The sequence below is a fragment of the Agrobacterium sp. SUL3 genome, assembly GCF_001263295.1.
Classification (GTDB): Bacteria; Pseudomonadota; Alphaproteobacteria; order Rhizobiales; family Rhizobiaceae; genus Agrobacterium; species Agrobacterium tomkonis.
This window is the reverse complement of the sequence record NZ_KQ414498.1, coordinates 478232-504873: the sequence shown is the minus strand read 5'-3', so window position 1 is coordinate 504873 and position 26642 is coordinate 478232. Positions and strand designations below refer to the sequence as shown.

General features: G+C 60.4%; 30 protein-coding genes and 1 riboswitch. Of the genes, 10 read left to right on the top strand and 20 right to left on the bottom strand.

Translation table 11 applies throughout. The annotated features are described in order from the left end of the window. Positions 1–5: 5 nt before the first annotated feature. Complete coding sequence (locus AKG12_RS02670; RefSeq protein WP_052817541.1) at positions 6–572, top strand: type 1 glutamine amidotransferase family protein; 567 nt, start codon at positions 6–8, stop codon at positions 570–572. 174 nt (positions 573–746) lie between these two features. Here AKG12_RS02670 and AKG12_RS02665 read toward each other — a convergent pair whose 3' ends face one another. The 6 genes from AKG12_RS02665 to AKG12_RS02640 form a co-directional block, all read right to left on the bottom strand. Beyond that, positions 747–1061, bottom strand: a complete 315-nt coding sequence (locus tag AKG12_RS02665; RefSeq protein WP_052817539.1) for a hypothetical protein — start codon at positions 1059–1061, stop codon at positions 747–749. 4 nt (positions 1062–1065) lie between these two features. After that, a complete protein-coding gene (locus AKG12_RS02660) occupies positions 1066–1779 on the bottom strand; it encodes a CbtA family protein (protein ID WP_052817537.1) in 714 nt (237 codons plus the stop codon). An 11-nt stretch (positions 1780–1790) separates the two neighbouring features. Then, a complete protein-coding gene (locus AKG12_RS02655) occupies positions 1791–1973 on the bottom strand; it encodes a CbtB domain-containing protein (RefSeq protein ID WP_046798597.1) in 183 nt (60 codons plus the stop codon). Positions 1974–2133: 160 nt separating this feature from the next. After that, positions 2134–2362, bottom strand: a riboswitch (cobalamin riboswitch). Positions 2363–2751: 389 nt separating this feature from the next. After that, the gene (locus AKG12_RS02650) at positions 2752–3672 is read right to left on the bottom strand and encodes a cytochrome c (RefSeq protein WP_052817535.1); all 921 of its coding nucleotides are present in this window, start codon (positions 3670–3672) and stop codon (positions 2752–2754) included. Between the two features lie 87 nt (positions 3673–3759). Then, the gene (locus AKG12_RS02645) at positions 3760–4194 is read right to left on the bottom strand and encodes a c-type cytochrome (RefSeq protein WP_052817533.1); all 435 of its coding nucleotides are present in this window, start codon (positions 4192–4194) and stop codon (positions 3760–3762) included. A 245-nt stretch (positions 4195–4439) separates the two neighbouring features. Further along, positions 4440–5084, bottom strand: coding sequence for a LysE family translocator (locus AKG12_RS02640; protein WP_052817530.1), 645 nt, complete (start codon positions 5082–5084; stop codon positions 4440–4442). Positions 5085–5216: 132 nt separating this feature from the next. On the opposite strand from AKG12_RS02640, the gene AKG12_RS02635 reads away from it, so the two are divergent. Then, complete coding sequence (locus tag AKG12_RS02635) at positions 5217–5927, top strand: helix-turn-helix transcriptional regulator (protein WP_052817528.1); 711 nt, start codon at positions 5217–5219, stop codon at positions 5925–5927. Here the strand turns inward: AKG12_RS02635 and AKG12_RS02630 are convergent. After that, on the bottom strand, positions 5916–6761 hold the full coding sequence (locus AKG12_RS02630; protein ID WP_052817526.1) for a metallophosphoesterase: 846 nt from the start codon (positions 6759–6761) through the stop codon (positions 5916–5918). The two genes, AKG12_RS02635 and AKG12_RS02630, sit on opposite strands and share 12 nt — an antisense overlap. Before the next feature lie 258 nt (positions 6762–7019). Further along, positions 7020–7622 carry a superoxide dismutase gene (locus tag AKG12_RS02625; protein WP_046798591.1) on the bottom strand — a complete coding sequence of 201 codons (603 nt, stop codon included), beginning with the start codon at positions 7620–7622 and terminating at the stop codon, positions 7020–7022. Positions 7623–7842: 220 nt separating this feature from the next. Here AKG12_RS02625 and AKG12_RS02620 point away from each other — a divergent pair, with 220 nt between their 5' ends. After that, a complete protein-coding gene (locus AKG12_RS02620) occupies positions 7843–8187 on the top strand; it encodes a hypothetical protein (RefSeq protein ID WP_052817524.1) in 345 nt (114 codons plus the stop codon). Between the two features lie 67 nt (positions 8188–8254). On the opposite strand, the gene AKG12_RS02615 is transcribed toward AKG12_RS02620, so the two are convergent. Next, positions 8255–8797 carry a GNAT family N-acetyltransferase gene (locus AKG12_RS02615; protein WP_052817889.1) on the bottom strand — a complete coding sequence of 181 codons (543 nt, stop codon included), beginning with the start codon at positions 8795–8797 and terminating at the stop codon, positions 8255–8257. 96 nt (positions 8798–8893) lie between these two features. Between AKG12_RS02615 and AKG12_RS02610 the strand changes: the two genes are divergently transcribed. Then, on the top strand, positions 8894–9781 hold the full coding sequence (locus tag AKG12_RS02610; protein ID WP_052817522.1) for a LysR family transcriptional regulator: 888 nt from the start codon (positions 8894–8896) through the stop codon (positions 9779–9781). 209 nt (positions 9782–9990) lie between these two features. Here the strand turns inward: AKG12_RS02610 and AKG12_RS02605 are convergent, their stop codons facing one another. Then, entirely contained in the window at positions 9991–12354 is a 2364-nt protein-coding gene (locus AKG12_RS02605; RefSeq protein WP_052817520.1) for a methyl-accepting chemotaxis protein, read from the bottom strand. 166 nt (positions 12355–12520) lie between these two features. Then, complete coding sequence (locus tag AKG12_RS02600) at positions 12521–13402, bottom strand: branched-chain amino acid aminotransferase (RefSeq protein ID WP_052817518.1); 882 nt, start codon at positions 13400–13402, stop codon at positions 12521–12523. A gap of 329 nt (positions 13403–13731) precedes the next feature. Here AKG12_RS02600 and tam point away from each other — a divergent pair, with 329 nt between their 5' ends. Next, entirely contained in the window at positions 13732–14502 is a 771-nt protein-coding gene (gene tam / locus AKG12_RS02595; RefSeq protein WP_052817516.1) for a trans-aconitate 2-methyltransferase, read from the top strand. Between the two features lie 2 nt (positions 14503–14504). On the opposite strand, the gene AKG12_RS02590 is transcribed toward tam, so the two are convergent. Continuing rightward, on the bottom strand, positions 14505–14873 hold the full coding sequence (locus tag AKG12_RS02590) for a VOC family protein (protein WP_052817514.1): 369 nt from the start codon (positions 14871–14873) through the stop codon (positions 14505–14507). Between the two features lie 48 nt (positions 14874–14921). Next, positions 14922–15629, bottom strand: coding sequence for a helix-turn-helix transcriptional regulator (locus AKG12_RS02585; RefSeq protein ID WP_052817512.1), 708 nt, complete (start codon positions 15627–15629; stop codon positions 14922–14924). Positions 15630–15820: 191 nt separating this feature from the next. On the opposite strand from AKG12_RS02585, the gene AKG12_RS02580 reads away from it, so the two are divergent. Together AKG12_RS02580 and AKG12_RS02575 are read left to right on the top strand one after the other, a co-directional pair. Beyond that, the gene (locus AKG12_RS02580; RefSeq protein ID WP_052817510.1) at positions 15821–16747 is read left to right on the top strand and encodes a bestrophin family protein; all 927 of its coding nucleotides are present in this window, start codon (positions 15821–15823) and stop codon (positions 16745–16747) included. 110 nt (positions 16748–16857) lie between these two features. Continuing rightward, positions 16858–17685, top strand: coding sequence for an aldo/keto reductase (locus tag AKG12_RS02575; RefSeq protein WP_052817508.1), 828 nt, complete (start codon positions 16858–16860; stop codon positions 17683–17685). A gap of 24 nt (positions 17686–17709) precedes the next feature. Here AKG12_RS02575 and AKG12_RS02570 read toward each other — a convergent pair whose 3' ends face one another. The 3 genes from AKG12_RS02570 to AKG12_RS02555 all read right to left on the bottom strand — a co-directional run bounded on the left by AKG12_RS02570 (position 17710) and on the right by AKG12_RS02555 (position 20223). Beyond that, positions 17710–18321 carry a LysE family translocator gene (locus tag AKG12_RS02570; RefSeq protein WP_052817506.1) on the bottom strand — a complete coding sequence of 204 codons (612 nt, stop codon included), beginning with the start codon at positions 18319–18321 and terminating at the stop codon, positions 17710–17712. A gap of 266 nt (positions 18322–18587) precedes the next feature. Further along, positions 18588–19394: an AraC family transcriptional regulator gene (locus AKG12_RS02560; RefSeq protein ID WP_052817502.1), complete on the bottom strand. Its 807-nt coding sequence runs from the start codon at positions 19392–19394 to the stop codon at positions 18588–18590. Positions 19395–19464: 70 nt separating this feature from the next. Next, complete coding sequence (locus AKG12_RS02555; RefSeq protein WP_052817500.1) at positions 19465–20223, bottom strand: SDR family oxidoreductase; 759 nt, start codon at positions 20221–20223, stop codon at positions 19465–19467. 103 nt (positions 20224–20326) lie between these two features. Between AKG12_RS02555 and AKG12_RS02550 the strand changes: the two genes are divergently transcribed. Next, positions 20327–20758, top strand: a complete 432-nt coding sequence (locus AKG12_RS02550) for a winged helix-turn-helix transcriptional regulator (RefSeq protein ID WP_052817498.1) — start codon at positions 20327–20329, stop codon at positions 20756–20758. A gap of 7 nt (positions 20759–20765) precedes the next feature. Here AKG12_RS02550 and AKG12_RS02545 read toward each other — a convergent pair whose 3' ends face one another. Next, positions 20766–21164 carry a DUF937 domain-containing protein gene (locus tag AKG12_RS02545; protein ID WP_046798576.1) on the bottom strand — a complete coding sequence of 133 codons (399 nt, stop codon included), beginning with the start codon at positions 21162–21164 and terminating at the stop codon, positions 20766–20768. A 313-nt stretch (positions 21165–21477) separates the two neighbouring features. Between AKG12_RS02545 and AKG12_RS02535 the strand changes: the two genes are divergently transcribed. Continuing rightward, complete coding sequence (locus AKG12_RS02535; RefSeq protein WP_046798575.1) at positions 21478–23049, top strand: helicase HerA-like C-terminal domain-containing protein; 1572 nt, start codon at positions 21478–21480, stop codon at positions 23047–23049. 3 nt (positions 23050–23052) lie between these two features. Here the strand turns inward: AKG12_RS02535 and AKG12_RS02530 are convergent, their stop codons facing one another. Both AKG12_RS02530 and AKG12_RS02525 read right to left on the bottom strand, forming a co-directional pair. Then, on the bottom strand, positions 23053–23355 hold the full coding sequence (locus tag AKG12_RS02530) for a helix-turn-helix domain-containing protein (RefSeq protein ID WP_052817496.1): 303 nt from the start codon (positions 23353–23355) through the stop codon (positions 23053–23055). After that, entirely contained in the window at positions 23352–23729 is a 378-nt protein-coding gene (locus AKG12_RS02525; RefSeq protein WP_052817494.1) for a type II toxin-antitoxin system RelE/ParE family toxin, read from the bottom strand. Before AKG12_RS02525 ends, AKG12_RS02530 begins: the two co-directional genes overlap by 4 nt. 515 nt (positions 23730–24244) lie before the next feature. On the opposite strand from AKG12_RS02525, the gene AKG12_RS02520 reads away from it, so the two are divergent. Beyond that, complete coding sequence (locus tag AKG12_RS02520) at positions 24245–25759, top strand: ABC-F family ATP-binding cassette domain-containing protein (RefSeq protein WP_052817492.1); 1515 nt, start codon at positions 24245–24247, stop codon at positions 25757–25759. 55 nt (positions 25760–25814) lie between these two features. On the opposite strand, the gene AKG12_RS02515 is transcribed toward AKG12_RS02520, so the two are convergent. After that, positions 25815–26594: a VOC family protein gene (locus tag AKG12_RS02515; RefSeq protein ID WP_046798573.1), complete on the bottom strand. Its 780-nt coding sequence runs from the start codon at positions 26592–26594 to the stop codon at positions 25815–25817. Between the last annotated feature and the right edge of the window lie 48 nt (positions 26595–26642).

The window sequence follows — 26642 nt, the reverse complement described above, 5'->3', positions numbered from 1 at the left end:
CGGCCATGACACGGATCGCCATTGCGCTGGCGCAGGATTTTGCGGACTGGGAACCGGCGCTGCTTGCAGCGGCGGCACGCAGCTATCTCGGCGTCGAGATCGTTCATGCCAGCCCGGACGGGCAGCCGGTAACATCGATGGGCGGGCTGAATGTGACGCCCGAAACCTCCTATGCTGCGCTTGATCCTGACAGCATCGATGCACTCGTCATTCCCGGCGGTCTCAGCTGGGAGAAGGGTACGGCCGCCGATCTTGGCGGGCTGGTGCATCGCTTTCGCGAAAAGGACCGGCTGGTTGCCGGTATCTGTGCGGCGGCAAGCGCGCTGGCGGGCACGGGCATCCTGAACCATGTCGCCCATACCGGCAATTCGCTCGCCTCACACAAGGCCTATCCGGCCTATAATGGCGATGGTCTTTATCGCGACCAGCCGAAGGCGGTCAGCGATGGCGGCATCATCACGGCAGCCGGCAGCGCGCCGGTGAGTTTTGCGGTGGAAATTCTGAAAAACCTCGGCCTCTTTGGTCCGGAAGCCGAGGCGGAACTTCAGGTTTTTGCAGCGGAGCATCGGTAAGGCGCAGCCGTCTTGATGCCGTACAATCTCTCCACTTCCCCGTCATTCCGGCCTTGAGCCGGAATCCAGCCGACGCGCGTCTGCGCGGCGAGAAGAGTCTTTTCAGCCCAGGGACCTGGGCTGGCCGGATACCGGCTCAAGGCCGGTATGACGGAAGTGGGAACATCAGGCCAGTCAGTGCCGATCAAGCACCCGGCACACACGCGCCGCAAACTCCGGCCCCTCGCCGGCAATCGCACGGCGGATATCGCGGCTGTTCAAATGCAGGCTGCGGCCGGCGGGCAAGTTTGATCGTTTGAGCTTGGCGAGTGCCGCAGCGACGAAGGCAGCCTCGTGGTCATGAAAATAGGCGAGCGCCGCATCACGATCAGGACTTGCGCCCAAAACTGCCTTGAAGGCAAGGCGGTGCACGGCGCAGAAAGCGCCGTGACCGGGAACGGCAAAACGCAGCGCATCGAGTTCGTCACTCCACTCCGCTGCGTCCTGCATGGATTTACGCCGACTGGAAGCGTTTCAGGAAAAACGCGCTCAATGTTCCAAGCAGCGCCCAGAAAACGAAGCTGGTGATGGTGGCGGCAACGATGAACTGCCGTTCCAGCGGCAGCGGCGCCAGCGCATGCTCGCCTTCCGGCGGCAGCGGCGCGCCCACCACATGCGGCGCGACGATCAACACCAGAGCCATAACGATGGCCCAGGGCTCGCGGCGGAACGCGATCAGTGCAATGCCGCCCGCGGTTGCGGCAACCGTCGAGAGCCACCAGATCTGCCGCGCCTCAAGTGCTGCGGCCGGGCTTCCCGGCAATTCCGGCGGCAGGCCGATCATCGGTGCGAGCATCACGGCGGCAAAACCGGCAACGCCCCACAGAAGGCCTTCGCGCCAGCCGGCATCGGTGCCGCGCAGCGAGATGAGACCGGTCAGAACCAGCGCGTAACCGATAGCGGTCAGCACATTGGCAGCAACAGTATAGGCGGTGCGCTCGAAACCATCGGCTGGAGCCCATGCCTCGTCATTATGCTCATGGGCGGGAACAGCAGCGCCGGGTGCTGCCGCATCATGGCTATGGGCCGCTTCGCCGCCGGCGCTTTCAAAGGTTTCGGCCTGAAGGATGAGCGGCGTGGTGCCGAAAGCCTGCATGGCCGAGACGGCCAAACCGCCGACGATGCCGACCAGAACGGCGGTAAAGACGATATTGCGAAAAAATGACATGCCGTTTCCCCTCAATGGCAGGGGAAGGCATTGGCATGACGCGTGTCATGCGCGGCATTGTGAACAGCTTCCACATGCGAAAAGCCGACAAAACCGACGACGAACAGGCCCAGCACGATCGCCGTCAGCGATTGCGCGAAGCTGCCCGTTTTTGCTGAAACGGCTGCATTGGCCGTATTCTGCTGGATAGACATGGTGACCCCTCTCCCGGCGCGACCCCGCGCCATAAGAAGCGGCCGAATGGCCAAAGCCACAAGACCGCATATGATACACTTCACCACGGGGATACGAGACTGACACAGGGGTATCGAACCGACGACCCTGACATTCCGCTCTTCCGGACACCCCGCCGGCATGGACATTTCCGCGATGGCAGGTCTCCTGGCTTACGGGTCAAAACCTGAAACACCTTCCCGGCATCGCCCTCGCCTTGAATAGGGGCGAGATGGCTTGCCAGTGGCATTTCGTTTCAGGCTCTCCGCTCACAGTTGCGGGGGCAGCCACGAATGAGGATCGACTCCCTATCGTGTTCCCTTTTCACCTTCCGGAACGCCCGGAAGGAACCATCACGTTCATGTTATCCGACGGGTAAGTGCGGGAGTCAATGGTGGCGAGATGTTGGCACTGCCGGCAACGCACCTCATTCAACGTCGTCTTCGGGTTTAACCCACTTCTGTCCGGTTTAACGTCTATGCGGCAGACGAAAGACGTTGGTACTGTTTTATTTTCAGCGTTACCGCCCTGAATTGGGCACTAAAAGAGCAGTGTTTTTTGCTTGGAATGCATGCCAATCACGCAGACGTCATCCTCGGGCTTGTCCCGAGGATCTGCAATGTCTTGATTTTGTTGACGTGATTAGATCCTCGGCACAAGGCCGAGGATGACGTCGCGAGCATATGCACCCAACTCAGCGCCACCGCAGCCTGCAAAAAATAAACCGGACAGCAGGGCGTCAAGCCCGAGGGATTCACCCTACTGAGACGGGATCGCCTTCAGATAGGCGGCGATCGCATTGCGGTCTTCGGCGGTCAGGCGCGCCATGTTCTGCTGCACCTTGACCATGGAGCCGCCGACGCTGTCGAATTCCGGGGTGAAGCCGGTTTCCAGATAACCGGCAATATCGGCCGTCGTCCAGGCGCCGATGCTCTGAGAGCCGAGCGTGATATCGGGGATACGGCCCTCGCCTTCCGGGTTGGGGCCGCCGGCCAGCCATTTGTCTTTCAGGAAACCGCCGAGAGCATCGCGCGGGGTATGGCATTCGCCGCAATGGCCCGGCCCTTCCACCAGATATTGGCCGCGCAGCAATTCGGCATTGGCATTGGCAAGCTCGACGCGCGGCGGGGCGGAGGTGTCGAAATACAGGAACTTCCAGCCGCCGAGCGCCATGCGCAGGTTGAAGGGAAACGGCAGATCGTGATCCGGCGCGTCATTCTGGCTGGCCGGCAGGGTTTTCAGATAACCGAACAGGTCGTTGACATCCTTCTGCGTCATGCGCGCATAGGAAGCGTAAGGGAAGGACGGGTAAAGATGTTCGCCGTTCTTTCCCACCCCGCGCGTCATGGCATCGCCGAATTCCGCCAGCGTCCAGCTGCCGATGCCGTGCTGCGGATCAGAGGAAATATTGGGCACATGGAAGGTGCCGAAGGGACTTTTCAGCGGCTGCCCGCCGGCGAGCGTCCGCAACGCGTCACCCGTGGCATCCGGTGCGGCATGACAGCTTGCACAGCCACCCGCCCAGAACAGCGTTTCGCCATTGGCCAGATCCGGCTCGCCGAGGCTGACCCAATGGCTGGGCGCCTGACGCTGCGGCGCGGTGACCCAGGCGAAAATGCCATAGCCGGCAATGGCCGCGATCACGGCCCCGCCCACAAGCTTCGTCCAAATGGAAGACATACCCCTCTCCCCATTCCCACCCGAGTTGATCAGGTGTCTTTCAACGTGAAAAAACGCCGCCGGGAAGCGGCGTTTTGAAATTCGTGATTATTTCTTCAGACGATAGGTCTGGTGGCAGGTGCCGCAATCGGCGCCGAGCGTCTGCATGGCGGTGGTGACGCCCGCCTGATCGGTGGGGAGATTGGCAAGAACCGTATCGGCATCAGTACCGAGCTTGGCCGCCTTGGCCTTGAAGTCCTCGAAATTTTCCCAGATGGCCGGAGCCGCCGCGCTGCCAGTCTCGGTGCCGGCGGGGAACTGTTCGGGGAAAGCCTTGGCATTGGTGCTGATGGTCGTGACGGCAGCCTTGACGGCTTCGGCATCGAAGGGCTTCTGGCCCTTGGAGATGGCAGCGAGCGCACCCATGGAACCGCCAATCTGCTTCATCATGCCTTCGCGTTTTTCGACTTCGCCGGCAGCATAGACCGCTCCGGCGCAAAGACAGCCGAAAAGCATGGCCGCCGCGATGGTTTTCAGTTTCATACACTCTCTCCTTGATTCCGGCAGGTGCCGGACGCTTGATGGAACGGCGCGAGGATGCCCTTTCCGCATGGCGAAAAGAAGTCACATTGCGGTGAATTCCGCCGTGAAAACAGAAGTCTAGAGTATCAGGCCGAAAAGCATCTGACGGTTGTCCTACAAGACCCCGTGACAAAAAGACGGGCCTTGGCAGAGCATTCGTTGGTGTGCGGGGAATGGCCTCCCTGGAGCGGCAGTATCTGTTCCTCTTATTCGCCGAGGCTCCACGACAGGGCTTCCCAAAATGTCAGCAGAGCTGCGGCAACCAGCATGAAACCGGCAGCGCGACCGATGAAGATCGTGGCGCCGGGGGAAGACACCAGCCATTGCCGGCTTTTATCCGCCGTCAGCGCCAGCGCGCCATAAACGGTAAACTGCGTTGCCGCCACCATCGCGCCCATCACCAGCCCCTGCATCCAGATCGGACCATAGGCAGGTTTGAGAAATTGCGGGTAGACCGCCATCATGAACAGATAGGCTTTCGGGTTGGAAAGGCAGGTCAGCACCGCCCGCCAGAACGCTTTTTTCACCGAGGCGCTGGCCTGCGCCTCATCGCCATTCACGACGATTGCGCTGCGCATCAGGCCGATGCCGATCCAGACCATATAGGCAGCGCCGGCAATGAGAAGCGGCAGGAACAGCGACGGCATCCAGGTGGCGAGCAGGCCAACGCCAGCCGCGCCATAAAGCGAATGCACGATGCCGCCGGCGCTCATGCCGCTTGCGGCCGAAAGGCCGGTTTTCCTGCCGCCCGTCAGCGCACTTGCCAGCACGAACAGCATGTCCATGCCCGGCAGGATGATGATGCCGAACAGGAGTAGAAAGAAAAGCCAGAGATTTTCGGCGTAACTCATGTCAGTATCTCCCCAGACGGTTCACGGCACATTTAGAAATATGCATGTTTCTCAATGTGTTTTGCCGTTTATAGGAAAAGCCAACTGACAGCATTGTGTCAGTTGTCTTGAAAAAACGCCGGGAAAATGTCAATGCGCAAGGCGTCGAGACTGTTCGAGATCATCCAGATCCTGCGACTGGCGCGCCGGCCAGTCACGGCACAGACAATCGCCGACAAGCTGGAAGTGACGGCCCGTTCGGTCTATCGCGACATAGCCGCCCTTCAGACCATGCGGGTGCCCATCGAAGGCGAGCGCGGCGTCGGTTATATTCTGCGACCCGGCTTCAGCCTGCCGCCGCTGATGTTTTCCATCGAAGAGACCGAGGCAATCGTGCTGGCGCTCGCCATGGTTGGCCGCTCCAGTGATACCGAATTGCGGCAGGCAGCGAAAAAGGCCAGTGACAAGATTGCCGCTTCCCTGCCCGAACCCCTGTCCAAAACCCTGTCGGCCAATGCCCTGCATGCCTGGGGCAGCATCGCACCCGCGCCTGTCGGCATCGATCTTGCGACGGTCAGGCGTGCGGTGCGCGATGAAGAACGGCTCGAAATCAGCTATCGCGATGAAACCGGCACAGAGACCCGGCGGCAAATCCGGCCCATTGCCGTGATCTATTATTCGGAGACGGTGAATATCGTCGGCTGGTGCGAGTTACGGCAGGCGATCCGTAACTTCCGCTCGGACCGGGTCTTGACCTGCGAAAGCACCGGCAGCTTTTTCAAGCTGGAAGGTGAAAAGCTGCGGCAATTGTGGATGAGCGGCTGGCAGAACAACCAGCCGGGCATTCCATCCTCACAGCCGTAAGAGGCGATCCTCCTCGCGGCCGAAACCGCGAATGACGATCCGATCTTCGAAAACATCGGCGATGGCGAAAGTGTTCTGGTCGGGCGTATCCACCATGCCCTTGAAATTGACGAAGTGGGTGTTGCCCAGCACACCGTAATTGCCTTCGTGATTATGGCCATTGAACCATGCGACGGCTGAAGAATGGGCGCTGAGAAGATCGAGAATGCGGGGCGCGTCCCACATGTTGTGAGCGTTTTCTGGATAAAGCGGATAGTGGCACAGCACGACCACTTTTTCGCCGGCCGCGTCCGATTTTTGCAGGACGTTTCGCAGCCATTCGAATTGCTCGTCGCTGAGCGAGGCGTTCCAGTCCTGTGCATTGATCGCGCCCGCTTGCTGCAGGTGGTTCAGCCGCTCCTGCGCAAGTGCACGACGCGGATCGTCGAGCGGCGGGGCGAAGAGACTGACCTCGTTGCCATCGAGCACGGCGAAGCGGACATTGCCGATGGCGAAGTCATGCCAGGGCGTCGGCATGCCAAGGCGGGCATGGATGGCGGTCAGATGCTCCGGCGCGACTGAAAAATCATGATTACCCGGCAACAGGACCGAGGGATGGCGAAGCCCGTCATAAACGCTGAGGATGGCATCGAAATTGTCGAAACCGCGGTCGATGATGTCGCCAAGCGTCACCACGAAGGCGAGGTCCTCTTCGTTGAAGGCCGTGATCGCCTCGGAGAGCTTTTTCGGGCTTTCGGCATAATAGCGACCCATGTCCGGACGGGGATCGGCATTGGCATATTGGGGATCGGCGACGATGCCGAAGGAGAAGAGAGGCTTGCTTTTTTCACTCATGATGCGCCGCGATAAACCCGGCTGATGACAGGCTTGTGACATGTGGAAAACCAAAACCACAAAAACAAAACACCCGGCGTTACAGCCGGGTGTTCAATGAATGCTGGCGTAAACCTATCGTCGTCATGCTCGGGCCTGTCCCGAGCATCTGCTGAGGTCGCGGTCTATGCAATATCGGCAGATCCTCGGCACAAGGCCGAGGATGACGTCGCGCGTGCAGAAGCCGCCTTGACTGCCGGCAACCACGCTTTTTGCTACTTACTTGGCAGCGGCTTCGTAACGCTCCAGGACGTAGTCCCAGTTGATGAGGTTATCAACGAAGGCTTCGAGGTACTTCGGGCGCAGGTTGCGGTAGTCGATGTAGTAGGAATGTTCCCAGACGTCGACGCCGAGGATGGGATCAGCGCCATGAACCAGCGGGTTTTCGCCGTTCGGGGTCTTGGAGATTTCGAGCTTGCCGTTCTTGACGGAGAGCCATGCCCAGCCGGAGCCGAACTGGGTGGTGCCGGCAGCGATGAAGTCAGCCTTGAACTTGTCGTAGCCGCCGAGATCGGAAGCAATCGCCTGTTCCAGCTTGCCCGGCAGCTTGTTGCCGCCGCCGCCCTTCTTCATCCACTTCCAGAAATGGACGTGGTTGTAGTGCTGGGCAGCGTTGTTGAAGAGGCCGGCATTGGTGCCAAAGGACTTCTTCACGACTTCCTCGAGCGACAGGTCGGAAAGACCGGCTTCGGCAGCCAGCTTGTTACCGTTGTCGACATATGCCTTGTGGTGCTTGTCGTGATGGAACTCGAGCGTCTCGCGCGACATGTAAGGTGCAAGCGCGTCGTAGTCGTAGGGGAGTTCGGGAAGTTCGAAGGCCATGGTTTTTACTCCTTTTTGCAGCGGGTTACCGCTCCTAGAAACCGTGTGAGCGGACCATAGGAGCGAACCTCTGTTTGGGCAACCTGCGAAATATCAAAATGTTCCGACAAAAGAGAAAATTCGTCTCTAGCCGGCTGCCACCACATTTGTTTCACAACCCTGGCGTACCGTTTTCCACCCTATCGGTTCGCTTTTACCGAAAATGCAGGAAGGAAATTCCATGACGCGCTTCATCACCCGAAACATTCTCTTCTTCGCAGCCTTCGCATCCCTGGCACTCCCCGCCGCCGCATCATCGGATGATGCGTGGAAGGAATTCGTGGCGGATGTGCAGACCGCCTGCCTTGCGGGCGCCAAGGACATGATCGAGGATGCCAAGGCAGTGGTTGATCCCGTCGGCAGCGAGAATTACGGCCTTGCCATCCTTACCGGCAAGGCGAAAGGCGCGGATGCGACGGTCAGCCATATCTGCGTTTACGACAAGAAGACCAAGGCCGTGGAACTGGGCAGCGAACTGGCCGGCGATACGCTGAAGGTCGAAATCCCCGGCTCCACCAAGCCTTAATTCTTCCAGCGAGAGCGGGATTTCAGGCGAAACCCGCTCACGGTTTTCGCCATTCCGCCCTGACGACTCAGAAGCGCGGCGTGGTGTCACCCTCGCCCAGCGCACGCTGCATCAGCACCGTATCCAGCCATTGGCCGTGTTTCCAGCCGATGGATTTGAAGGTGCCGACATGCTCGAAACCGGCGGCACGGTGCACGCCGATCGAGGCGGCATTGGCCGAATCGCCGATGACCGCGATCATCTGCCGGAAACCGCGCGAGGTCGCCTCCGCAATCAGCGCATCAAGCAGCTTGCGGCCGATGCCCATGCCTTTCATGGCCGGATCGACGTAAACGGAATTCTCGACCGCCGCGCCATAGGCCGGACGTGCGCGATAGGCGCCGGCATAGGCATATCCGGCTACCTTTCCGCCGACATCGGCGACGAGATAGGGATAGTTGCCCTCCACCAGAAGGCAACGGCGCTCGGCCATCGTCTCCACCGTTGGCGGATCGATCTCGAAGCTGGCGCGGCCATGAAGCACGGCGTCCCGGTAAATTTCGGTAATGGCTGGAATATCCGTCTCTTCACAGGGGCGGATGGTAAGGCTGGAAACGGTGGGAAGGGTCATTCTCTTGTCCTGCGGATCATTCACGCCATCATTGTGCATTGCGGCGCATCCAAAATAAAGATTATCTATCTTATACAAACGATAAGGTTTTCTTTGATGATGGACCTCGATCTGCGGCAGGTGCGCAGTTTCATGGATGTGGCTGATCTCGGCAGTTTTTCCGCCGCCGCCGACAAGGCTGGGCTAACGCAGCCGGCCATCAGCCTGCATATAAGGCTGCTCGAAAAGCAGCTTGGCGTGCGGCTGATCGAAAGGGTCGGCAGACGCGCGCAGCCGACGGCGGCGGGCCGGGATTTTCTCATCCATGCAAGGCGGATTGCGGAAGAAGTGGCGCATGCCATCGATACCGTCGCGCCGCATCGCAGCGGGGTGACGGGACGCCTGCGCATCGGCACGGGCGCCACCGCCTGCATCTACCTCCTGCCGCCGGTGCTGGGCCGCATCCGGCAGGCGATGCCAGGCATCGAAATCATCGTGCAGACCGGCAATACCCACGATATCTTGCGGCTTCTGGAGGCCAATACGATCGATGCGGCAGTGGTGGCCCTGCCCGCCAGCGGACGCAGCCTCGATATCCGCGATATTCATCTCGACGAACTGGTCGCGGTTTTCCCGCATGGCGCCGTCGCTGATGCAACGGCACTCACCGCCGAAACACTTTCGACGCGGCCACTGCTGCTTTACGAGGGCGGTAATACGCGCAGGCTGGTGGATCAATGGTTTTCGACGAGCGGCCGCACCGTGCAGCCCGCCATGGAACTGGGCAGCGTCGAGGCGATCAAGAAACTGGCGGGCGCGGGCCTTGGGCTTGCCATCGTGCCGCGCATGGCGATGGAGCACGAAGGGGCGGCGTCCGGGCTTGAATGGCGCTCTCTCGTCCCGCCGCTCGAAAGGCGGATCGCGCTGGCGATGAGACGCGACAAACATATGACCGCGCCGCTGCGGGCGCTTGCCGCTGCGCTGCCGGATGTGCGGAAACGATGAAGCCCGCACCTGTTGCGGATGCGGGCCCGGGCAGTTGAGGAGGACACTTTTCTTCCGTCATGCCGGACTTGATCCGGCATCCAGCCACGGCGCGTCTGCGCCGTGAAAGGACTCTCTCGCGATCAAGGACTTGATCGCATTGGGCCCCGGATCAAGTGGTGACGGCGGGTGGATGCCAGTTCCTCGCCATATCCAACGCTGGATCGCCTTCAGAACTCCGCCCAGTCATCACCCCTCACGGCCAGCGCCGCATTGCCGCGTGCGGCAACCGGGCGGGCCTTCAGAGCAGGATGGGCCGGAGCGGGATAGGCCGGAGTGCGGCCGGGGCTTGCGGCGCGCCGCATCTGCCTTGCCGTCTCATGCAAGGCGGAGGCCTGCTGGCCGAGCTGGAATTGCGAAAGCAGCGCCTGGAGATTGGCGCATTCCTGCGCCAGCCCCGCGCCGGCCGCGTTCATTTCCTCAACCATGGCGGCATTTTGCTGCGTGGCCTGATCCATGTGGTTGACGGCGGTATTCACCTCGGAAAGACCGGCCGACTGTTCCTGCGCCGCCGTGGCGATGGCGTCCATATGGGTGTTGACGGAAAGCACCAGCTGTTCGATCTCGGAAAGGCCGACGCCAGTATCGGCCACCAGCCTGACGCCCTCGCCCACGGCGATGGCGGAGGTGTTGATCAGCTGCTTGATTTCCTTGGCGGCATTGGCGGAACGCTGCGCCAGTTCGCGCACTTCCTGCGCCACCACGGCAAAGCCCTTGCCGGCATCACCCGCCCGCGCCGCCTCAACGCCGGCATTCAGCGCCAGAAGGTTGGTCTGGAAAGCAATCTCGTCGATAACACCGATGATCTGGCCGATCTGGCGCGAGGAATGCTCGATGCGTTCCATGGCGGAGACGGCATCGCGCACCACCTTGCCGGAAAGATCAGCCTTGGTACGCGCATCGCGCACCGTGTCGCGTGCATCGCTGGCCCGCTTGGAGGTGGCGGTGACATTGGCTGTGATTTCCTCGAGCGCGGCGGCGGTCTCTTCCAGAGACGCGGCCTGCTGCTCGGTGCGGCGGGACAGATCGTCGGAGGCGGACGAAACCTCATGCGCGCCGCCGTTCACCGTCTGGACGGAGTGGCCGACGCTTGTCAGCGCCTCCCGCAGCTGGTGGACGGAGCTGTTGAAATCATGCCGCAGCGCCTCGAATTGCGGCGCGAACGGCGTAGCGATCTCGCAGACCATATCACCGGAGGCGAGCCGGCGAAGGCCGCCGGCCAGCGAGCCGGTCGCCTGATTGAGCCGTTCCTCGGCCTCGGCTTCGGCGCGCTGCTGCAATTCGACGCGGTCGCGCTCGGCCTTGTCGCGATTGGCGTCCGCCTGCATCTCCAGCTCGCGGTTGCGAATGGCCGCCTCGCGGAAGATTTCCACCGCGCGGGCCATTTCGCCGATTTCGTCGCTGCGTCTGGAGCCGGATACATCGACGGTCAGGTTGCCGGTGGACAATTCCATCATCGCTTTGGTCAACCGGCTGATCGGGCGGGTGACGCGGCCGATGATGACGGCAAGGCAGAGAATGCAGACCCCAAGCGTGAGGATGAAAGCCGCGAGATAGATCATCGCGCCGATGAAGGCCTGCTGCTTGGCCTTTTCAGCGCTTGCATTGAGAACCTCCATCGCCTCGGAGGCGATTTTCGCGACCGTATCGAGGCTGGCCGTGACCGTATTGCGCCACGTATCGATGGTGAAGGACGGCGTGCGGCCGTTATTCAGATCATCGACAAGCTTGGCGCGCTGCGTGACGAAATCGCCCTTGAAATAGGTCCGGTCGGCAGTGGCGTAGATATCCTTCAGGGCTTGCGGCGTTGATTCATGCGCGACGAGTTCGCCGGTGGCTTTCCACGCAAAGGCCGCGCCGGCATCGAAATTGCCGAGCTGCTGGATCTCCTGCGGGGTCAGCGGCCGCTGCTGGGCGACGACCGCATTGATGACGACGGTGGCGCTACCGCCGAGCGCGCGCGCCGACCAGCCATAGGATCTGAGCTGTATGAGACCGGTCAGGCTCTGGTCCAGCGAGCGAACCTCTCCCTCCACCGCGGTCGATCCCGTCTCAAGTGCGGTCAGGAAATCCTGGCCGAGCGCCAGCACAGTCTTGTCCAGCCCGTTTTCGCGACGGTCGAGCGGCAGGGTAACGTTGGCGTCGACCTTTTTGCGCAATTCCTGAAATTGCGTGTAGATATCCTTCACGCGGGCAAGCGGCGCCTGAAGGCCAGCCTGATCAAGTGCGGCAGACTGTTCGAGGAAGGCGCTCATCGCCGCATCCACCTTCTGGCGCGATGCCTGCACGCTGGCGATGGTATTGGCGGTCTTCGCCGGATCGACGGTCAGCGCCGAGGCACTGTTGCCGCGTTCGCTGCGGAAATTCAGCAGGGCGTTAAACAGCAGCCTGTCGAGCGAAACGAGCTGCGCGACGTCCGAAAACGTGCGGGCGCGATGAACGGATTGCCACATGGCGTTGCCGACAAAACCCGCAAGTGCGATGCCGACAACCAGAAAAAAACCCACAAGTATATTGCGTATGCTGAAAAACATTGGTGGCCCCCATAGCCTAAATCGATAATGCCGCAGACTACAGGGTGGTTTTCTAAAATTGGATTAAATTGCCCCTTAATTTTCAGGGTAAATATCGCAAGGCAAAATAAAAGCCGCGACGGTTATGGACCCATCGCGGCTTCTGAAAACAGGACTTTCTGAAGGCTCAGACGTCGGTGCCGAGACGCGCCCAGTCCATGTAAAGATCGAGCGCCTTGCGCGCCACGGGTCCGGCCTGCAATTCCCGGTCATCGAGCTTCACGACCGGCGATACTTTCGAATAATTGCCCGAGCAGAAGATTTCATCGGCCTCGCGGAAATCCTCGACCGACAAGGTCGCCTCACGCACATCGAAACCGGCCTGGCGCAGCAGGCCGATCACCCGCGAACGGGTGATGCCGGCAAGGAAAGTGCGGTTCGGAACGGGGGTGAGGACGACGCCGTCCTTGACCATGAAGATGTTGGCGGAGGCCGACTCGGCAACATTGCCGTTCATGTCGCGCATGAGGGCGTTGTCGAAGCCGCGCGAACGGGCTTCCAGAATGGCGCGGCCGCTATTGGGGTAAAGGCTGCCGGCCTTGGCGTCTGTCATCGCGGTTTCCGGCGAAGGACGGCGCAGCGGCGAGACGGTGAGCGTCAGCGGCTTGCCGGCATCCATCGGCGCTTCGAAAAGGCAGAGCGCAAAACGGGTGGAACTGGCATCCGGCGCCACGACGCTGCCGGGCATGCCGTGTTCGGCCCAATACATCGGCTTGATATAGATCGCCATCTTGCCGTCGAATTTCTTGACGCCTTCCAGCGCCAGGGTCTCGATCTCTTCCGCCGTCATGGTCGGCTTCATGCCCATATTGACGGCCGAGCGGTTGACGCGCTGGCAATGCAGATCGAGATCGGGCGCCACGCCATCGAACCAGCGCGCGCCGTCAAACACCGTGGAGGCCAGCCACATGGCATGCGAGGTCGGGCCGATGAGCGGCGGATTGCCGGGCAGCCATTGACCGTCAACATAGGTCCAGGTGGTTGATCGGGGTGCGGTATCGACGCTCATGATGGTCTCCTGTCTCAAGCGTTTCGTTCGGTAAAAACGCTCCGTCTTTTTTGTTCTGATGCATTGCCGGATGAAGAAGCTCTCAATCGGACATGTGCTGAAAATCGGCCGGAGTGAATGCTTCTCGCCTGATGAGGTCAAGTTTTAATTGCCGCGATTTCAGATTTTGATGGAAAATAACAAAGCGACACCCCGGGAAAGATGTTTTATGAGGCGAAACAAAAGGTTGGTGAATAGGTTCATCACAATAATTCATGCATCGGATGATGGCGGCGCTATTTCGCCCGTGCGATGCTCACGGTCTTACAGCTCTCTTGCAGGAGGAAATCATGGCATGGTCCGCCCAGCAATATCTGAAATTCGAAGATGAGCGGACACGTCCCGCCCGGGACCTTCTGGCGCAGGTGCCGCTGGAGCGGGTGCTGAACGGCTATGATCTCGGCTGCGGGCCGGGCAATTCCACCGAGCTTCTGACCGACCGTTTTGGCGTCAATGTCATCACCGGCATCGACAGCGACGACGACATGCTGGAAAAGGCCGCGGACCGGCTGCCGAATACACGTTTCGGCAAGGCCGATCTTGCCCAGTGGAAGCCGGCGCAGAAGGCGGACCTGCTTTACGCCAATGCCGTGTTCCAGTGGGTGCCGGATCATCTCACCGTTCTTTCGCAATTGATGGACCAGCTGGAAAGCGGCGGGGTTCTGGCCGTGCAAATGCCTGACAATCTGCAGGAACCGACGCATCGCGCCATGGAAGACACCGGCGCCAACGGCTCCTGGAAAGACACATTTGCCGATGGCAGGCTGCGGCGCAAACCCCTGCCCGCGCCATCCGACTATTTCAACGCACTGGCGCCGAAAGCCGCCCGTGTGGATGTGTGGCACACCATCTACAATCACCCGATGAAGGATGCGGAAAGCATCGTCGAATGGGTCAAGGGCACCGGGCTTCGCCCCTATCTCACCGCCGCCGGCGAGGAAAACCACGAAGCCTTCCTCGCCGACTACACGCGGCGCATCGAGGCGGCCTATCCGCCGATGGCGGACGGACGTCTGCTTCTGCGCTTTCCAAGGCTGTTTGTGGTTGCGGTGAAGAAGTAACGTTAGCCCGCGAAGGCATAGACCCTGAGACGGTGGTTGTCGGGGTCGGTGGCCGTAAAGGTATAGCCGAATTCCATTTTTGCGGGCTGCTGCAGCATGGCGACGCCTCTTGCCTGCCAGCCGGCGAAAGTCTCATCCACCTGAGCGTCGGTTTCGACACGGAAGGCAAGCTCGCCGCCACCGCCCGTCGCCGCTGCCTTCGGCTCCACCGTGTGGCGCGACCAGAGGCCGAGCTTCATGCCGTTCTGAAGCACGAAAAGCGAGAATGTGGGCGAGGATTCGACCGGCTCCGTACCCAGCAGGGTTTTGTAAAACTGCGTGCTTGCCGGCGGGTTATCGACATAGAGGATGGTGAAATCGGGGTGGGTCATGGTCGTTCTCCTGTGTTGCGGATGAACGATGTCTAGACCCGCCTGCTGTCAGTTTTTGTCAGCATGATCCCGCCGCCGCTGTTTTTCGCGCTCGCGCCATTCTTTCAGCAAAGCCTGCCGGCGGCGGGGATAGCGGCTGTCCAGAGGGCGGAAAGTTTCGATGCGATCGGCCCGGAAACTGCGAAAATCCTGCCGCGTCTCACACCATGCCAGCACCACCCGCACCAGATCGAAAAATGCGAGTGCGAAAGGCCAGATCACCCGCTCCGTCAACTCTCCCCTTTCGTCACGATAGGTTATCACGACCTTGCTCTCCTTGCGGATCGTATCGCGAATTTCGGCGAGATCGACGCGGATGGTTGCCATGGCTTGCCCGGGGCCGATGAGCAGCGTGGAATTGTCGAGTTCTTCGCGCAGGGCATCGGGAAGCACGGCGGCGATCTTGACGAGCGCAGCGCGGGCGGCCTCGGCCAGCCCTGCATCGGCACGACCCGCCACCCAGCGCGAACCCAGCACCAGCGCCTCGATTTCCTGCCCGGAGAACATCAGCGGCGGCAAAAGGAAGCCGGGGCGCAGCACATAACCCACGCCGGCCTCGCCCTCGATATCCGCGCCCTGCGCCTGAAGCGTCGCTATATCGCGGTAGAGCGTGCGCAGGCTGACGCCGGTCTGCGTGGCAAGGGCCGCACCGCTGACCGGCATGCGGTGGGAGCGAAGGATCTGCAACAGATCAAGCAGCCGTTCTGAGCGTGACATGCGACATTTCCTTCCATCCGCCCATTCGGATCGTGCCGCCGACATTCGCCGACGCGACCCGAGGGGTAACTCCGCCCGCTGCCGGGCGCAACCGCGCAAAAAGGAGTGGACAAGCCCGACGTGCCATCATGTAAATATGTGCGGGGATTTTCGCGTTCCCGCCACCATCACAGGCATTTTGAGTCTCCACCATGATCGTTCGTCCAAAACCGAACCTGCTGCAACTTTTCACCATCCTGCGCGGCTCCATCGTCGTCCGCATCTTTCCGCAGGTGCTTGCCGTTTTCCTGCTGTCGACGCTGGTTGTCTGGGCGCACAAGGTCCGGCCGGATCTGGTGCAGGCGCTGAACGGCGCGCCATTTTCGCTGCTCGGTATTGCGCTTTCGGTGTTCCTCGGCTTTCGCGCCAATGCCTGTTACGACCGCTGGTGGGAGGCCCGCAAGCAATGGGGCGCGCTGATGACCGTGGCGCGCACGCTGGCACGCCAGAGCACCATGCTCGAGAGCCGGCAGGATGTCGCCGGTCCCGTTGCCCGCCGGCGGATCATCGATCTCGCAATTGCCTTCTGCCATGCGCTGGTCTCGCATCTGCGCCCCGGTGACGCAACCGCCACCGCAGCCCGCCTCATTCCCGATGACATTTCGCAGACCTATGCCCGCAGCCGCAACAAGCCGGACATGCTGTTGCGCGAAATATCCGGCGCCTTCGTTTCCGCCAATGCGAAGGGGCAGATCAGCGATATACAGTTGCAGATGCTGGATGCCACCGTGCAGCAGATGACGGCCGCACAGGCCGCGTGCGAGCGTATTCGCCATACGCCTGTTCCCTTCGGTTATTCGCTGCTGCTTCACCGCACCGCGCATCTCTTCTGCCTGCTTTTACCGTTCGGTTTCACGGATCTGCTCGGCTGGGCCACGCCTTTCACCAGCACGCTCATCGCTTATACATTTTTCGGTCTCGATGCGCTGTCCGACGAGCTGGAAGACCCCTTCGGCTCCGGCTTCAATGCGCTGCCGATCAATGCGCTTGCCACCACCATCGAAATCAATCTGCGCGAGGCGATGGGCGAGACCGATCTGCCGGCCGACCCGCGCCCGGTGGATTACGTGCTGATGTGATATCGTCCCGCCGGGTTGAAACCGATTGCGCGGACACCAGTTAATGAAAGACGGCTTCCCCGCCCGGCCTCCCCCGCCGGCCATGTTTTCAGCAAACAGGAGAGACATCCATGTATGACGTCAGCGCGAATGGCGCGAATATTCCCGCCCTCGGTTTCGGCACCTTCCGCATTCCGGAAGACGATATCAGGCGCATTCTGCCGGAAGCGCTGAAACTCGGCTTCCGCCATGTGGATACCGCCCAGATCTACAAGAATGAGGGGGCCGTCGGTGAGGTCATCGCGCAATCGGGCATTTCCCGGCATGATATCTTCCTGACCACCAAGGTCTGGGTGGACCGTTACCGTCACGACGATTTTCTCGCCTCCGTCGATGAAAGCCTTGCGAAACTGAAGACCGACCATGTCGATCTGCTGCTGCTGCACTGGCCGAAAAGCGATGTGCCGCTTGCCGAGCGCATGGGCGCGCTGAATGCGGTGCGCAAGGCCGGCAAGGCGCGCAATATCGGCATTTCCAACTTCAACGTGGCGCTGACTGACGAGGCAGTGAAACTGTCCGATACGCCGCTTGCCACCAACCAGATCGAATATCACCCCTATCTCGACCAGACGAAGGTGATTTCGGCCGCGCGCAAGCACGGAATGTCGGTGACGGCCTATTATCTGATGGCCGATGGCAAGGTGCCGAACGATCCCGTTCTGAAGGATATCGGCGCGAAACACGGCAAGACCGCCGCGCAGGTGACCCTGCGTTGGGCGGTGCAGCAGCCGGATATCGTGGCGCTTTCCAAGACGGCGACGGAAAGCCGCCTGAAAGAGAATTTCGATATTTTCGACTTCGCGCTGTCGGAAGAGGAAATGCGGGCGATCCACGCGCTTGCCAAGCCGAATGGCCGCATCGTCAGCCCCGGCCACCTCGCGCCCGACTGGGACGACTGAGGCGACGGGGCCATTCGGTCCCGTTTATCGCTCGGTCAGGGCCAGCTTCGCACCCAGCGCCACGAAAGCGGCTGCGAAGCTGCGCCGCAGCCAGGCGAGGACCGCCGGGCGTGACACCACCTGCCGCCGGACCGAGGCGGCAAAGCAGCCATAAAGCGCAAAGACCAGAAATGTCATGGCCATGAAGATCAACCCGAGATCGACCATGCGCCATGTCGGCAAAGCCTCATCCGGCGCGATGAACTGCGGCAGGAAGGCAAAAAAGAAGATCGACAGTTTCGGGTTCAGCAGATTGATGAGGATCGCCTCGCCGATGACGCGGGTGGCCTTCTGGGGCTCCCTCGTATCGTCGATCTTCAGCGCACCGTCTTCCCGCAGCGTGTTCCACGCCATGTAGAGAAGATAGGCGACCCCCAGATATTTGACGATACCGAAGGCCAGCGCACTGGTGTGCAGTATGGCGGCAAGGCCGGTGATGGCGGCGAGCAGATGTGGCACGATGCCAAGCGTGCAGCCGAAGGCCGCGATGACGCTCGCCCTCGCCCCCTGCGAAAGACCGGCGGCCAGCGTGTAGACCACGCCGGTTCCGGGAGACGCGGCGACGATGAAAGATGTGATGAGGAATTCGGGTGTCATGGTGCGGGTGTGTCCTGTGGGTGGAGGACAGGAGCATGATGGTGCGTGGGGTGCGCGTCTTGGATGAAATTGCAGCACAGAGGCTCGAAGGCTCGCGCCGAAGTGGCGAGTCACAGTACCGGCCAGCCCACTCCATCCTCATTCCTGTGCTTGTCACAGGAATCCAGTCGACGCGCGTCTGCGCGGCGGGAGGACTCTTTTCAGCCCAAGGACTTGGGCTGGCTGGATTCCTGTGACAAGCACAGGAATGAGGGCGGAGAAAGCATCTACGAAAGCGCCGCCCGATAAACCGCCGGCGTCACCCCGAATTGCCGCACGAAGAACCGGTTCAGATGGCTCTGATCGGCAAAACCGGCGATGAAGGCCGCCTCGGCGGGCGGGGTGCCGCTGGCCAGCGCATGGCGTGCCACATGCACGCGACGCTGGAGAAGATAGCTGTGCGGGGTCAGGCCCGTCGCCCTGGCGAAAGCCCGCAGGAAGCGGAACTGGCTCATGCCTGCCTCGCTCGCCAGATCGGCAAGGCGGAACGACCGGGAGGGCTCGTCATCGATGCTGCTTTTCGCCCGCCTTATATTCTCGGATGCGGCGATTTCGTCGGGCTTCGCCGCCGTCTCCATCGCAGCCGCCAGAAGCATCAGCAAGGTCTCATCACTATCAAGGGTTTCGCCCGGCCGTTCCTTCGTAGTGACGGCAGAAAAGACAGCGTTGAACCGCTCCGCCAAAGGCCTTGCATCAACGGGATAGGCGAATTCGAAAGAACCTCGATCCTTCTCGCCGATATCGGCAATGGCGTCACGAACGATATTGATATCGAGATAGAGCATCCGCCAGGCGCGGCCGCCCTCCCCGAGCGGAATGCCATCATGCACCTCGCCCGGATTGACGGTGATGAGATGGCCGGCGCCCGCCTCCACCATGCCACGACCGGAAAGCGATTTCTGCGCGCCGCGCTCGATGAGACCGATGCCGAACTGGTCGTGCATATGGCGCGGAAAGGAACGATCGCTATCCGCCACCACGGCGGCAACACCGGGCATGCTGGTTTTCGGCATCAGGAACTGGCCTTGGGCCATGAAAGCGCGCGCTCCGCGGATAAGAGCGCGACGCTATCACAGGATGCCCCGATGCGACAGACGCCGCCGTTTACGGATGCATATGGTTGATCATGGCGAAGACCTGATCGAAATTACCGTTCTGCGCGGCGAAACGCAGCGGCTTGCAGCGATCCACCACAACTTCCTTCTCATCCGGGCGATTTTCAAGAATATCCATCACCTCGGAAATGAAGGCGTCGAGCGGCATGGCCCTTTCATCACTCGCCTGCCCCTCGCCCATTAGTGTCGTCTGCACATAGGGCGGCACGATTTCGATGACCTCCACCGGCGTCTCCTTCAGCTGCTCGCGCAGCGCAACCGAATAGGCATGGATGGCCGATTTGGTGGCGCTGTAGGTGGGGGTCAGCACCATGGGCACGAAGGCCAAACCGGAGGACACCGTCAGCACCGTAGCGGTGGGTTGCTTGAGGAAATGCGGCAAAAGCGCCGCCGTGAGGCGAATGGGCGCGAGAAGATTGGTGGCAATGGTTTCTTCGGCCGTGTCGAGATAATCCGGTGCTGCGGCGATGTCTTCCGGCCGCATGATGCCGGCATTGTTGATGACGGCGTTGAGGGCCGGATGGGCATTTACCAGCGCCTCGGCGAAAGCGCGGATGCCTGCGGCGTCGGTCGCGTCCATCACCATCGAGGCCATGCCGGGATTGGCAGCCGTCACCTCGTTGAGCACGGCCTGGCGGCGGCCGGAAATGATGACCCGGTTGCCGGCCTTATGAAACGCCTCCGCCAGCGCCCGGCCGATGCCGGAACCGCCGCCGGTGATGAGAATGGTGTTGCCGGTGATTTTCATTGCAGCATCCTTTGCTTGTTGGCTGAAAGGAAGTTAGCTATGATACTCTCCAATCGAAAGTAGGCACCCAGAAGATTTATACTTACCCAAAGGAGAGTGTAAGATGAAACGGCACGCCGCCGATCCGACCATTGAGAGCCGGCGCAAGGTTCCGCCGCCCACGGATACCAATCCGGTCATCGAGGCGCTGGTTCAGGACATTATCGCCAAGGTGGCGGACAAATGGACGATGCTCATTCTGGAAGTGCTGGAAGAGCACGGCACGCTGCGTTTCACACAGATTGGCAAACATGTGGGCAGCATCAGCCAGAAGATGCTGACAAAAACGCTGAGACAGATGGAAAGCGACGGGCTGGTGCGCCGCACCGTGCATCCCGTCATTCCGCCGCATGTGGATTATGATCTCACCCATCTCGGCCGCACGCTGGGCAGCGCCTTTTGCGGCGTGTGGATCTGGGCGGAAACGCACCATGCGGACATAGAAGAGGCGCGGCGGCGGTTCAAAGAACAGCCGCCGCGCCCCGCAATGGATTAATATCGCCTTACGCGAACTGGCTAAGGCCCGGAACCGAGGCAATCACCTGGTCAACGGTCTCATCGCCCGCGTGCTGACGGGCAACGGCGATGGTTTCCTTGGCCAGCGTGGAAATCTCGCTCATGCCGATACCCTGGCTCATCAACTGCTGGCCAAGACCCATGATGCCGCCGCCGCCGATCGCGCTCATCAGTCCGCCCAGCAGACCGCCGCCGCCATTACCGGTACCCTCACCGTTATATTGCGCCACGAGATCACTGGCGCCCGGAATGGCTTCGATCATCTTGGCGATCGGGCCGTCGGCCGCCTCGCGCTGGAGAAAACCGAGAATCATGCCGACGGCCTTTTCAGCCAATTGAGGGTCGATACCCGCCTTTGCGGCGATCTGATCAACGATTTCGTTCATTCTTGCCTCCTGTTGAAAAACGACGCCAACATCGAATAACTGACGTTAACGTCAACGTAAAACAATCTCATGCCGCATTCAAGCGGCCACGGATAGGTGCGGCAACTTTCATCAAGCGCTTTTTATTCATCGCCATCAAGCAGTTGTTGCGCCTTGAAACTGTCCTTATAAGATCATCACAACCAAACTATGAAAAGGCCGCGTTTACCATCAGCGGTCAAGGCACGCTCGTTACGCTTTTAATTCGGACATGACTTTTGTGAAATCCATGGTGATTTAAGGGTCATGCATCAGCCGCAGGAGAAATTGGTCGATGTTGCAGGACGGACAGCTCTATATCGGGACCAGCCGCAATCCGGATGACAGCCTGAACAAGGGCGAATATCTGGAACTGAAATTCGGCAACCGCCATGGTCTCATCACCGGCGCGACGGGAACGGGCAAGACCGTGACGTTGCAGGTTCTCGCCGAAGGCTATTCGAAGGCCGGCGTTCCGGTGTTCTGCGCCGATATCAAGGGCGACCTTTCCGGCATCGCGGCCGAGGGCGAGGCGAAAGACTGGGTGCAGAAACGCGCCGAGCAGATTGGCTTTACAGATTTCTCCTATGGAAAATCGCCTGTCATCTTCTGGGATCTCTACGGCGAAAAAGGCCATCGCGTGCGCGCCACCATCGCCGAAATGGGACCGCTGCTGCTTGCCCGACTGATGGACGCATCGGAAGCGCAGGAAGGCGTGCTCAACATCGCCTTCAAGATCGCCGATCAGGGCGGGCTGCCGCTGCTCGATCTGAAAGACCTGCAATCGCTGCTGAATTATATGGGCGAAAACGCGTCGGCGCTTTCCAACCAGTTCGGCCTGATTTCCAAGGCCTCGGTCGGCTCACTGCAACGCGGGCTGCTGGTTCTCGAACAGCAGGGCGCCGCAAATTTCTTCGGCGAGCCGGCATTGAAGATTGCCGACATCATGCGCGTCGGCGCGGATGGCCGCGGCACGGTTTCGGTTCTTGCGGCTGACCGGCTGATGATGAACCCGCGCCTTTACGCCACCTTCCTGCTCTGGATGCTTTCGGAACTGTTTGAGGAACTGCCTGAGGTGGGCGACCCGGAAAAGCCGCGTCTGGTGTTCTTCTTCGACGAGGCACATCTGCTGTTCAACGATGCGCCGAAGGTGCTGGTCGAGCGCGTGGAACAGGTGGTGCGCCTCATCCGCTCCAAGGGCGTGGGTGTCTATTTCGTGACGCAGAACCCGCTCGACGTGCCGGAAACCGTTCTTGCCCAGCTCGGCAACCGTGTGCAGCATGCGCTTCGCGCCTATACGCCGCGCGAGCAGAAGGCCGTGCGCACCGCCGCCGACACCTTCCGCCAGAACCCGGCCTTCAACACCGCCGACACCATCACCACGCTTGGCACGGGTGAGGCGTTGATTTCCACCCTGCATGACAAGGGCGCGCCTTCCATCGTGGAACGCACCCTCGTACGCCCGCCCTCCGGCCGCGTCGGGCCGCTCACCGATGCGGAACGCAAGTCGCTGATCGATCTCAGCCCCTTCGCCGGCCAATATGACAAGGATATCGACCGGGAATCCGCCTTCGAAATCCTCGCTGCCCGCGCCCAGAAGGCGGCGGAAGCCGAAGCCGCCAAGCGCGCGGAAGAGGAAAATGCCGCCAACCAGTCCGACAACGCTTCCGGACGCTGGCGCCTGCCGGGCTTCGGCGACGAGGAGCCCGCACCGGCCTCGACCGGCTCGCGCAATGGTGGCACCCGCAAGACCGGCTACCAGCGCGAAACGGTGATCGAGGCGGCGATGAAAAGTGCCGCCCGTTCTGTTGCGACATCCGTAGGGCGGGCGATCGTGCGCGGGATTTTGGGTAGTTTGAAGCGGTAACGGCTAAAGCGGCTTGGCGTCGACAAGCTCGATCTTGAGTTTTTTACCGACTGAGCGGGCCGCTCGCTCGAGCGTATCGAGCGAGACGGCAACATTGTGAGGATCGAGTATTCTTTCGACCTGGGTGCGGCTGGTACCCATTCTCGCAGCCATTTCGGACTTGGTGAGCGATTGTTTCTTTCTGGCCTCTTCGATCTGCCATGCCAAAACTCGCTTGATCGCCTCGCCATAAATCTCCTCTTTTTCGCCGAGCTCATCAAGGAAATCTTCAAGGGTACCGCCGACAGAAGGTTTCGCATCGCTCATTTCTTTTTCCCTTTATCGATCTTTTTCAGTCGCTTGGATCGCTCCTGATGTTCTTTCCAACGCTTGATCGCCAGTTTGATCGCGTCCTGTTGGCCATCCTTGCCCTCTTCCCCGTGAAGCAGGAGCATTATCCCACCATCAACTCCGAAATAGGTTCTGGCTTCAACACCTCCATTTTTGATGCTGGAACGGACCTCGCGAACACCATCCCTGATCGGCTTGCAGGTAGGCATTCCAATTGGCCAACCGAACTCGACCGTCGCAATGTCCGAGCCGATCGTGCGGCGGTCATTCCTATCGAGTGAGATAAGCCAGTCTTTAACAGGCTCCACTCCCTCATCCGTCGCGAAGAATTTCGCCACGATGCGCTTCATGTAAAATCCTTGTACCGTATAAGGTTCAATTTGACAAAGTAATTATTTCGGAAACATGTAATCGCGGTTTCAGCCGCGCCTCTCTTATAGGCTGTGAACTTACCTGCTGACCGCGACAATCTGACGAGTTGAATGTCTTTTTTGGTGGTAGTCACCAGATAGTTCCGAGAATTTCTCCGCCGCCCCGCCCCATCATCCCGGCCGCCCGCAAAACCCATTGCCTCCCGCCACCACCGCTGCTAATCATCAAGCGGTTCAACCCGTATCAAGAAAGGAGGCTTCGCATGGATATTTCCTGCTTCTGGCGTTACCGCCAGATCCGCCACCTTTCTGCCCTGCAGATGCGTTTGCAGGGCTGACCGGAACTTCCAAGACTCTGGTTTGCCCAAAAGGCCGCGCGGAACGCAGCTCGTCTGCCATTGCGCATGTTTTCATGACGGATCATCTCGACCGAACAACCCTGCCCGCATGTGGCAGCCAGCTTCGTTGATGATCCGTTTCGCCAGAGATCCACCATGACCCTTATCACGCTTCGAAACCTCGGAATCATTCTGGGCAAGCCGCTTTTTTCCGGTCTCAGCCTCACCATCCATGCGGGAGACCGCATCGGCATTGTCGCGGCGAATGGCTGCGGCAAATCCACCCTGCTCAATTACCTTGCTGGCGAACTGGATGCCAGCAGCGGCGACATCACCCGGTTACGCGGGTTGACGCAGTCCATCGTCCACCAGCATCTGCCCCCGGCCCTTCTCACGCGGACAATGCGGGATGCGGTGTTATCCGCCCTGCCAGCGGATGTAATCGACAGCGACAGCTGGCGCGCCGACATCATCCTCGATGAGATGGCTGTGCCGGAAAGCTATCGCCATCGCTCCCTGCAACAGCTGAGCGGTGGCTGGCAGCGGCTTGCCATGCTGGCGCGGGCATGGATCACCGAGCCGGACTTATTGCTGCTCGATGAGCCGACCAACCATCTCGACCTTGAAAAAATCAAGGTGCTGGAGGGTTTTCTGCAACAATTGCCCCGCGATACGGCGGTGGTCATTGTCAGCCATGACCGCGCCTTTCTCGACAATGTCACCAAAGCCACGCTGTTCCTGCGGCCGGAAAATTCCTCGCTCTTCCGGTTGCCCTATGGGCATGCGCGAAGGGCGCTCGAAGAGGAGGATGCCGCCGATGGACGGCGTTTCGAGCGCGACATGAAGACCGTGCAGCAATTGCGCCGGCAGGCGGCGAAGCTCAACAATATCGGCATCAATTCGGGCAGCGATCTTCTGACCATCAAGACCAAGCAATTGCGGGAGCGCGCCGAAAAGCTGGAGGAAAAAGCGCGGCCCGCCCATCAGGATCGATCTGCCGGAAAGATCCAGCTTGTCAATCGCGGCACACACGCCAAGGTACTGGTGACGCTGGAGGATATTCCCGTCTCGACACCGGATGGCACCTTGCTGTTCCGCACCGGCCGGCAATTCATCCGCCAGGGCGACCGCATCGTCATTCTCGGCCATAACGGCGTCGGCAAGACGCGGCTGATCTCGCTTCTAAAGGCGGCAATAAGGGCTGACGAGCAGGTGGCGGAGGGCATCAAGGCCACCCCCTCGCTGGTGGCGGGATATGTCGACCAGTCGCTCGCCGAAATCGATGATGCCAGCACGCCGCTGACGCTCATCACACACCGCTTCGACATAGGCGACCAGCGCGCGCACGGCTTGCTCGCCGGTGCAGGCATCGACATGGAAATGCAGAAACGTCGCATCGCGACGCTTTCCGGCGGGCAGAAGGCGCGGCTTGCCATGCTGGCGCTGCGCCTGACCGAGCCAAATTTCTACCTGCTGGACGAGCCGACCAACCACCTCGACATTGAGGGGCAGGAAGCGCTGGAGGCGGAAATTACCGGCCGTCAGGCGAGTTGCGTGCTCGTCTCGCACGACCGGAGTTTCGTGCGGGCGGTCGGAACACGTTTCTGGCTGATCGACAAACGCCGGCTGGTGGAAGTCGAAGATGCGGAAGCGTTTTTCGCTTCGGCATGAGTGTTCTCAAACGAAGGCCCCTCCCGCCAATCCAGTGGCGGGAGGGGCATGATTTTTACTTCTTCTGCGACACGAGCGAGAAGAAGGCGCCCTGCGGGTCCTGGCAATTGACGATCCAGCTCTCACCGGGAACCTCCATCGGACCGTTGACGACCTTGCCGCCGCCGGCGCTGACGCGGGTGATGGCGGCATCAATGCCTTCGACATTGAAGTAATAACCCCAGTAGCAGTCGGGCGCCTGCGGCATACGTTTCATCATGCCGCCGATGGCCTTGCCGTTATGGGCGAAGATGCGATACGGCCCCATTTCGCCCATGTCGAAATCATGGTCCTTGGTCCAGCCGAACACCTCGCCATAAAAGGCGGTAGCTCCATCCACATCGCCCGTCATCAGCTCATGCCAGCCGACATGGCCGGGCAGGTTTTGCGCGTCTTCGGGAAAACCGCCGCTTTCCATCGGCAGTGGCGTCATGATGCACAGAACCGCACCATAGGGGTCCGCCACCACAGCAAACCGGCCGATTTCAGGAATATCCTGCGGCTGGCGCATGACGGAGCCGCCCTTTTCCTCGAAAAGCTTAGCCGAGGCATCAACATCGTCAACGTCGACATAAGCGGTCCAGTTCGGCGGAATGCCCTGACCCTTAAGTTCCTCGGTCAGCTCCATGACACCGCCCATACCTTTGCCATTGGCTTCCAGCACCAGATAGGGCATTTCCGGCGAACCGAAATCCTTGGTCTGCCAGCCAACGACATGGCCATAAAAGCGGGCGGCCGCTTCCATGTCAGGCGTCATCAGTTCAACCCAGATGAATTTTCCATGTGTATCGGACATCTTCGTCTCCTCTGGAGGTTTGGGCGTCTATATTTGATTGGGTGATCC

Coding starts and splice junctions, on each gene's coding strand:
- AKG12_RS02670 (WP_052817541.1), top strand. CDS start 6: ATGACACGGATCGCCATTGCGCTGGCGCAGGATTTTGCGGACTGGGAA.
- AKG12_RS02600 (WP_052817518.1), bottom strand. CDS start 13,402: ATGAGCGTCGATACCGCACCCCGATCAACCACCTGGACCTATGTTGAC.
- AKG12_RS02615 (WP_052817889.1), bottom strand. CDS start 8,797: ATGACCCTTCCCACCGTTTCCAGCCTTACCATCCGCCCCTGTGAAGAG.
- AKG12_RS02660 (WP_052817537.1), bottom strand. CDS start 1,779: ATGTCATTTTTTCGCAATATCGTCTTTACCGCCGTTCTGGTCGGCATC.
- AKG12_RS02520 (WP_052817492.1), top strand. CDS start 24,245: ATGACCCTTATCACGCTTCGAAACCTCGGAATCATTCTGGGCAAGCCG.
- AKG12_RS02570 (WP_052817506.1), bottom strand. CDS start 18,321: ATGACACCCGAATTCCTCATCACATCTTTCATCGTCGCCGCGTCTCCC.
- AKG12_RS02545 (WP_046798576.1), bottom strand. CDS start 21,164: ATGAACGAAATCGTTGATCAGATCGCCGCAAAGGCGGGTATCGACCCT.
- AKG12_RS02620 (WP_052817524.1), top strand. CDS start 7,843: ATGACGCGCTTCATCACCCGAAACATTCTCTTCTTCGCAGCCTTCGCA.
- AKG12_RS02610 (WP_052817522.1), top strand. CDS start 8,894: ATGATGGACCTCGATCTGCGGCAGGTGCGCAGTTTCATGGATGTGGCT.
- AKG12_RS02640 (WP_052817530.1), bottom strand. CDS start 5,084: ATGAGTTACGCCGAAAATCTCTGGCTTTTCTTTCTACTCCTGTTCGGC.
- AKG12_RS02560 (WP_052817502.1), bottom strand. CDS start 19,394: ATGGCCCAAGGCCAGTTCCTGATGCCGAAAACCAGCATGCCCGGTGTT.
- AKG12_RS02650 (WP_052817535.1), bottom strand. CDS start 3,672: ATGTCTTCCATTTGGACGAAGCTTGTGGGCGGGGCCGTGATCGCGGCC.
- AKG12_RS02515 (WP_046798573.1), bottom strand. CDS start 26,594: ATGTCCGATACACATGGAAAATTCATCTGGGTTGAACTGATGACGCCT.
- AKG12_RS02590 (WP_052817514.1), bottom strand. CDS start 14,873: ATGACCCACCCCGATTTCACCATCCTCTATGTCGATAACCCGCCGGCA.
- AKG12_RS02530 (WP_052817496.1), bottom strand. CDS start 23,355: ATGAGCGATGCGAAACCTTCTGTCGGCGGTACCCTTGAAGATTTCCTT.
- tam (WP_052817516.1), top strand. CDS start 13,732: ATGGCATGGTCCGCCCAGCAATATCTGAAATTCGAAGATGAGCGGACA.
- AKG12_RS02655 (WP_046798597.1), bottom strand. CDS start 1,973: ATGTCTATCCAGCAGAATACGGCCAATGCAGCCGTTTCAGCAAAAACG.
- AKG12_RS02665 (WP_052817539.1), bottom strand. CDS start 1,061: ATGCAGGACGCAGCGGAGTGGAGTGACGAACTCGATGCGCTGCGTTTT.
- AKG12_RS02605 (WP_052817520.1), bottom strand. CDS start 12,354: ATGTTTTTCAGCATACGCAATATACTTGTGGGTTTTTTTCTGGTTGTC.
- AKG12_RS02630 (WP_052817526.1), bottom strand. CDS start 6,761: ATGAGTGAAAAAAGCAAGCCTCTCTTCTCCTTCGGCATCGTCGCCGAT.
- AKG12_RS02585 (WP_052817512.1), bottom strand. CDS start 15,629: ATGTCACGCTCAGAACGGCTGCTTGATCTGTTGCAGATCCTTCGCTCC.
- AKG12_RS02645 (WP_052817533.1), bottom strand. CDS start 4,194: ATGAAACTGAAAACCATCGCGGCGGCCATGCTTTTCGGCTGTCTTTGC.
- AKG12_RS02580 (WP_052817510.1), top strand. CDS start 15,821: ATGATCGTTCGTCCAAAACCGAACCTGCTGCAACTTTTCACCATCCTG.
- AKG12_RS02575 (WP_052817508.1), top strand. CDS start 16,858: ATGTATGACGTCAGCGCGAATGGCGCGAATATTCCCGCCCTCGGTTTC.
- AKG12_RS02525 (WP_052817494.1), bottom strand. CDS start 23,729: ATGAAGCGCATCGTGGCGAAATTCTTCGCGACGGATGAGGGAGTGGAG.
- AKG12_RS02550 (WP_052817498.1), top strand. CDS start 20,327: ATGAAACGGCACGCCGCCGATCCGACCATTGAGAGCCGGCGCAAGGTT.
- AKG12_RS02535 (WP_046798575.1), top strand. CDS start 21,478: ATGTTGCAGGACGGACAGCTCTATATCGGGACCAGCCGCAATCCGGAT.
- AKG12_RS02635 (WP_052817528.1), top strand. CDS start 5,217: ATGCGCAAGGCGTCGAGACTGTTCGAGATCATCCAGATCCTGCGACTG.
- AKG12_RS02555 (WP_052817500.1), bottom strand. CDS start 20,223: ATGAAAATCACCGGCAACACCATTCTCATCACCGGCGGCGGTTCCGGC.
- AKG12_RS02625 (WP_046798591.1), bottom strand. CDS start 7,622: ATGGCCTTCGAACTTCCCGAACTCCCCTACGACTACGACGCGCTTGCA.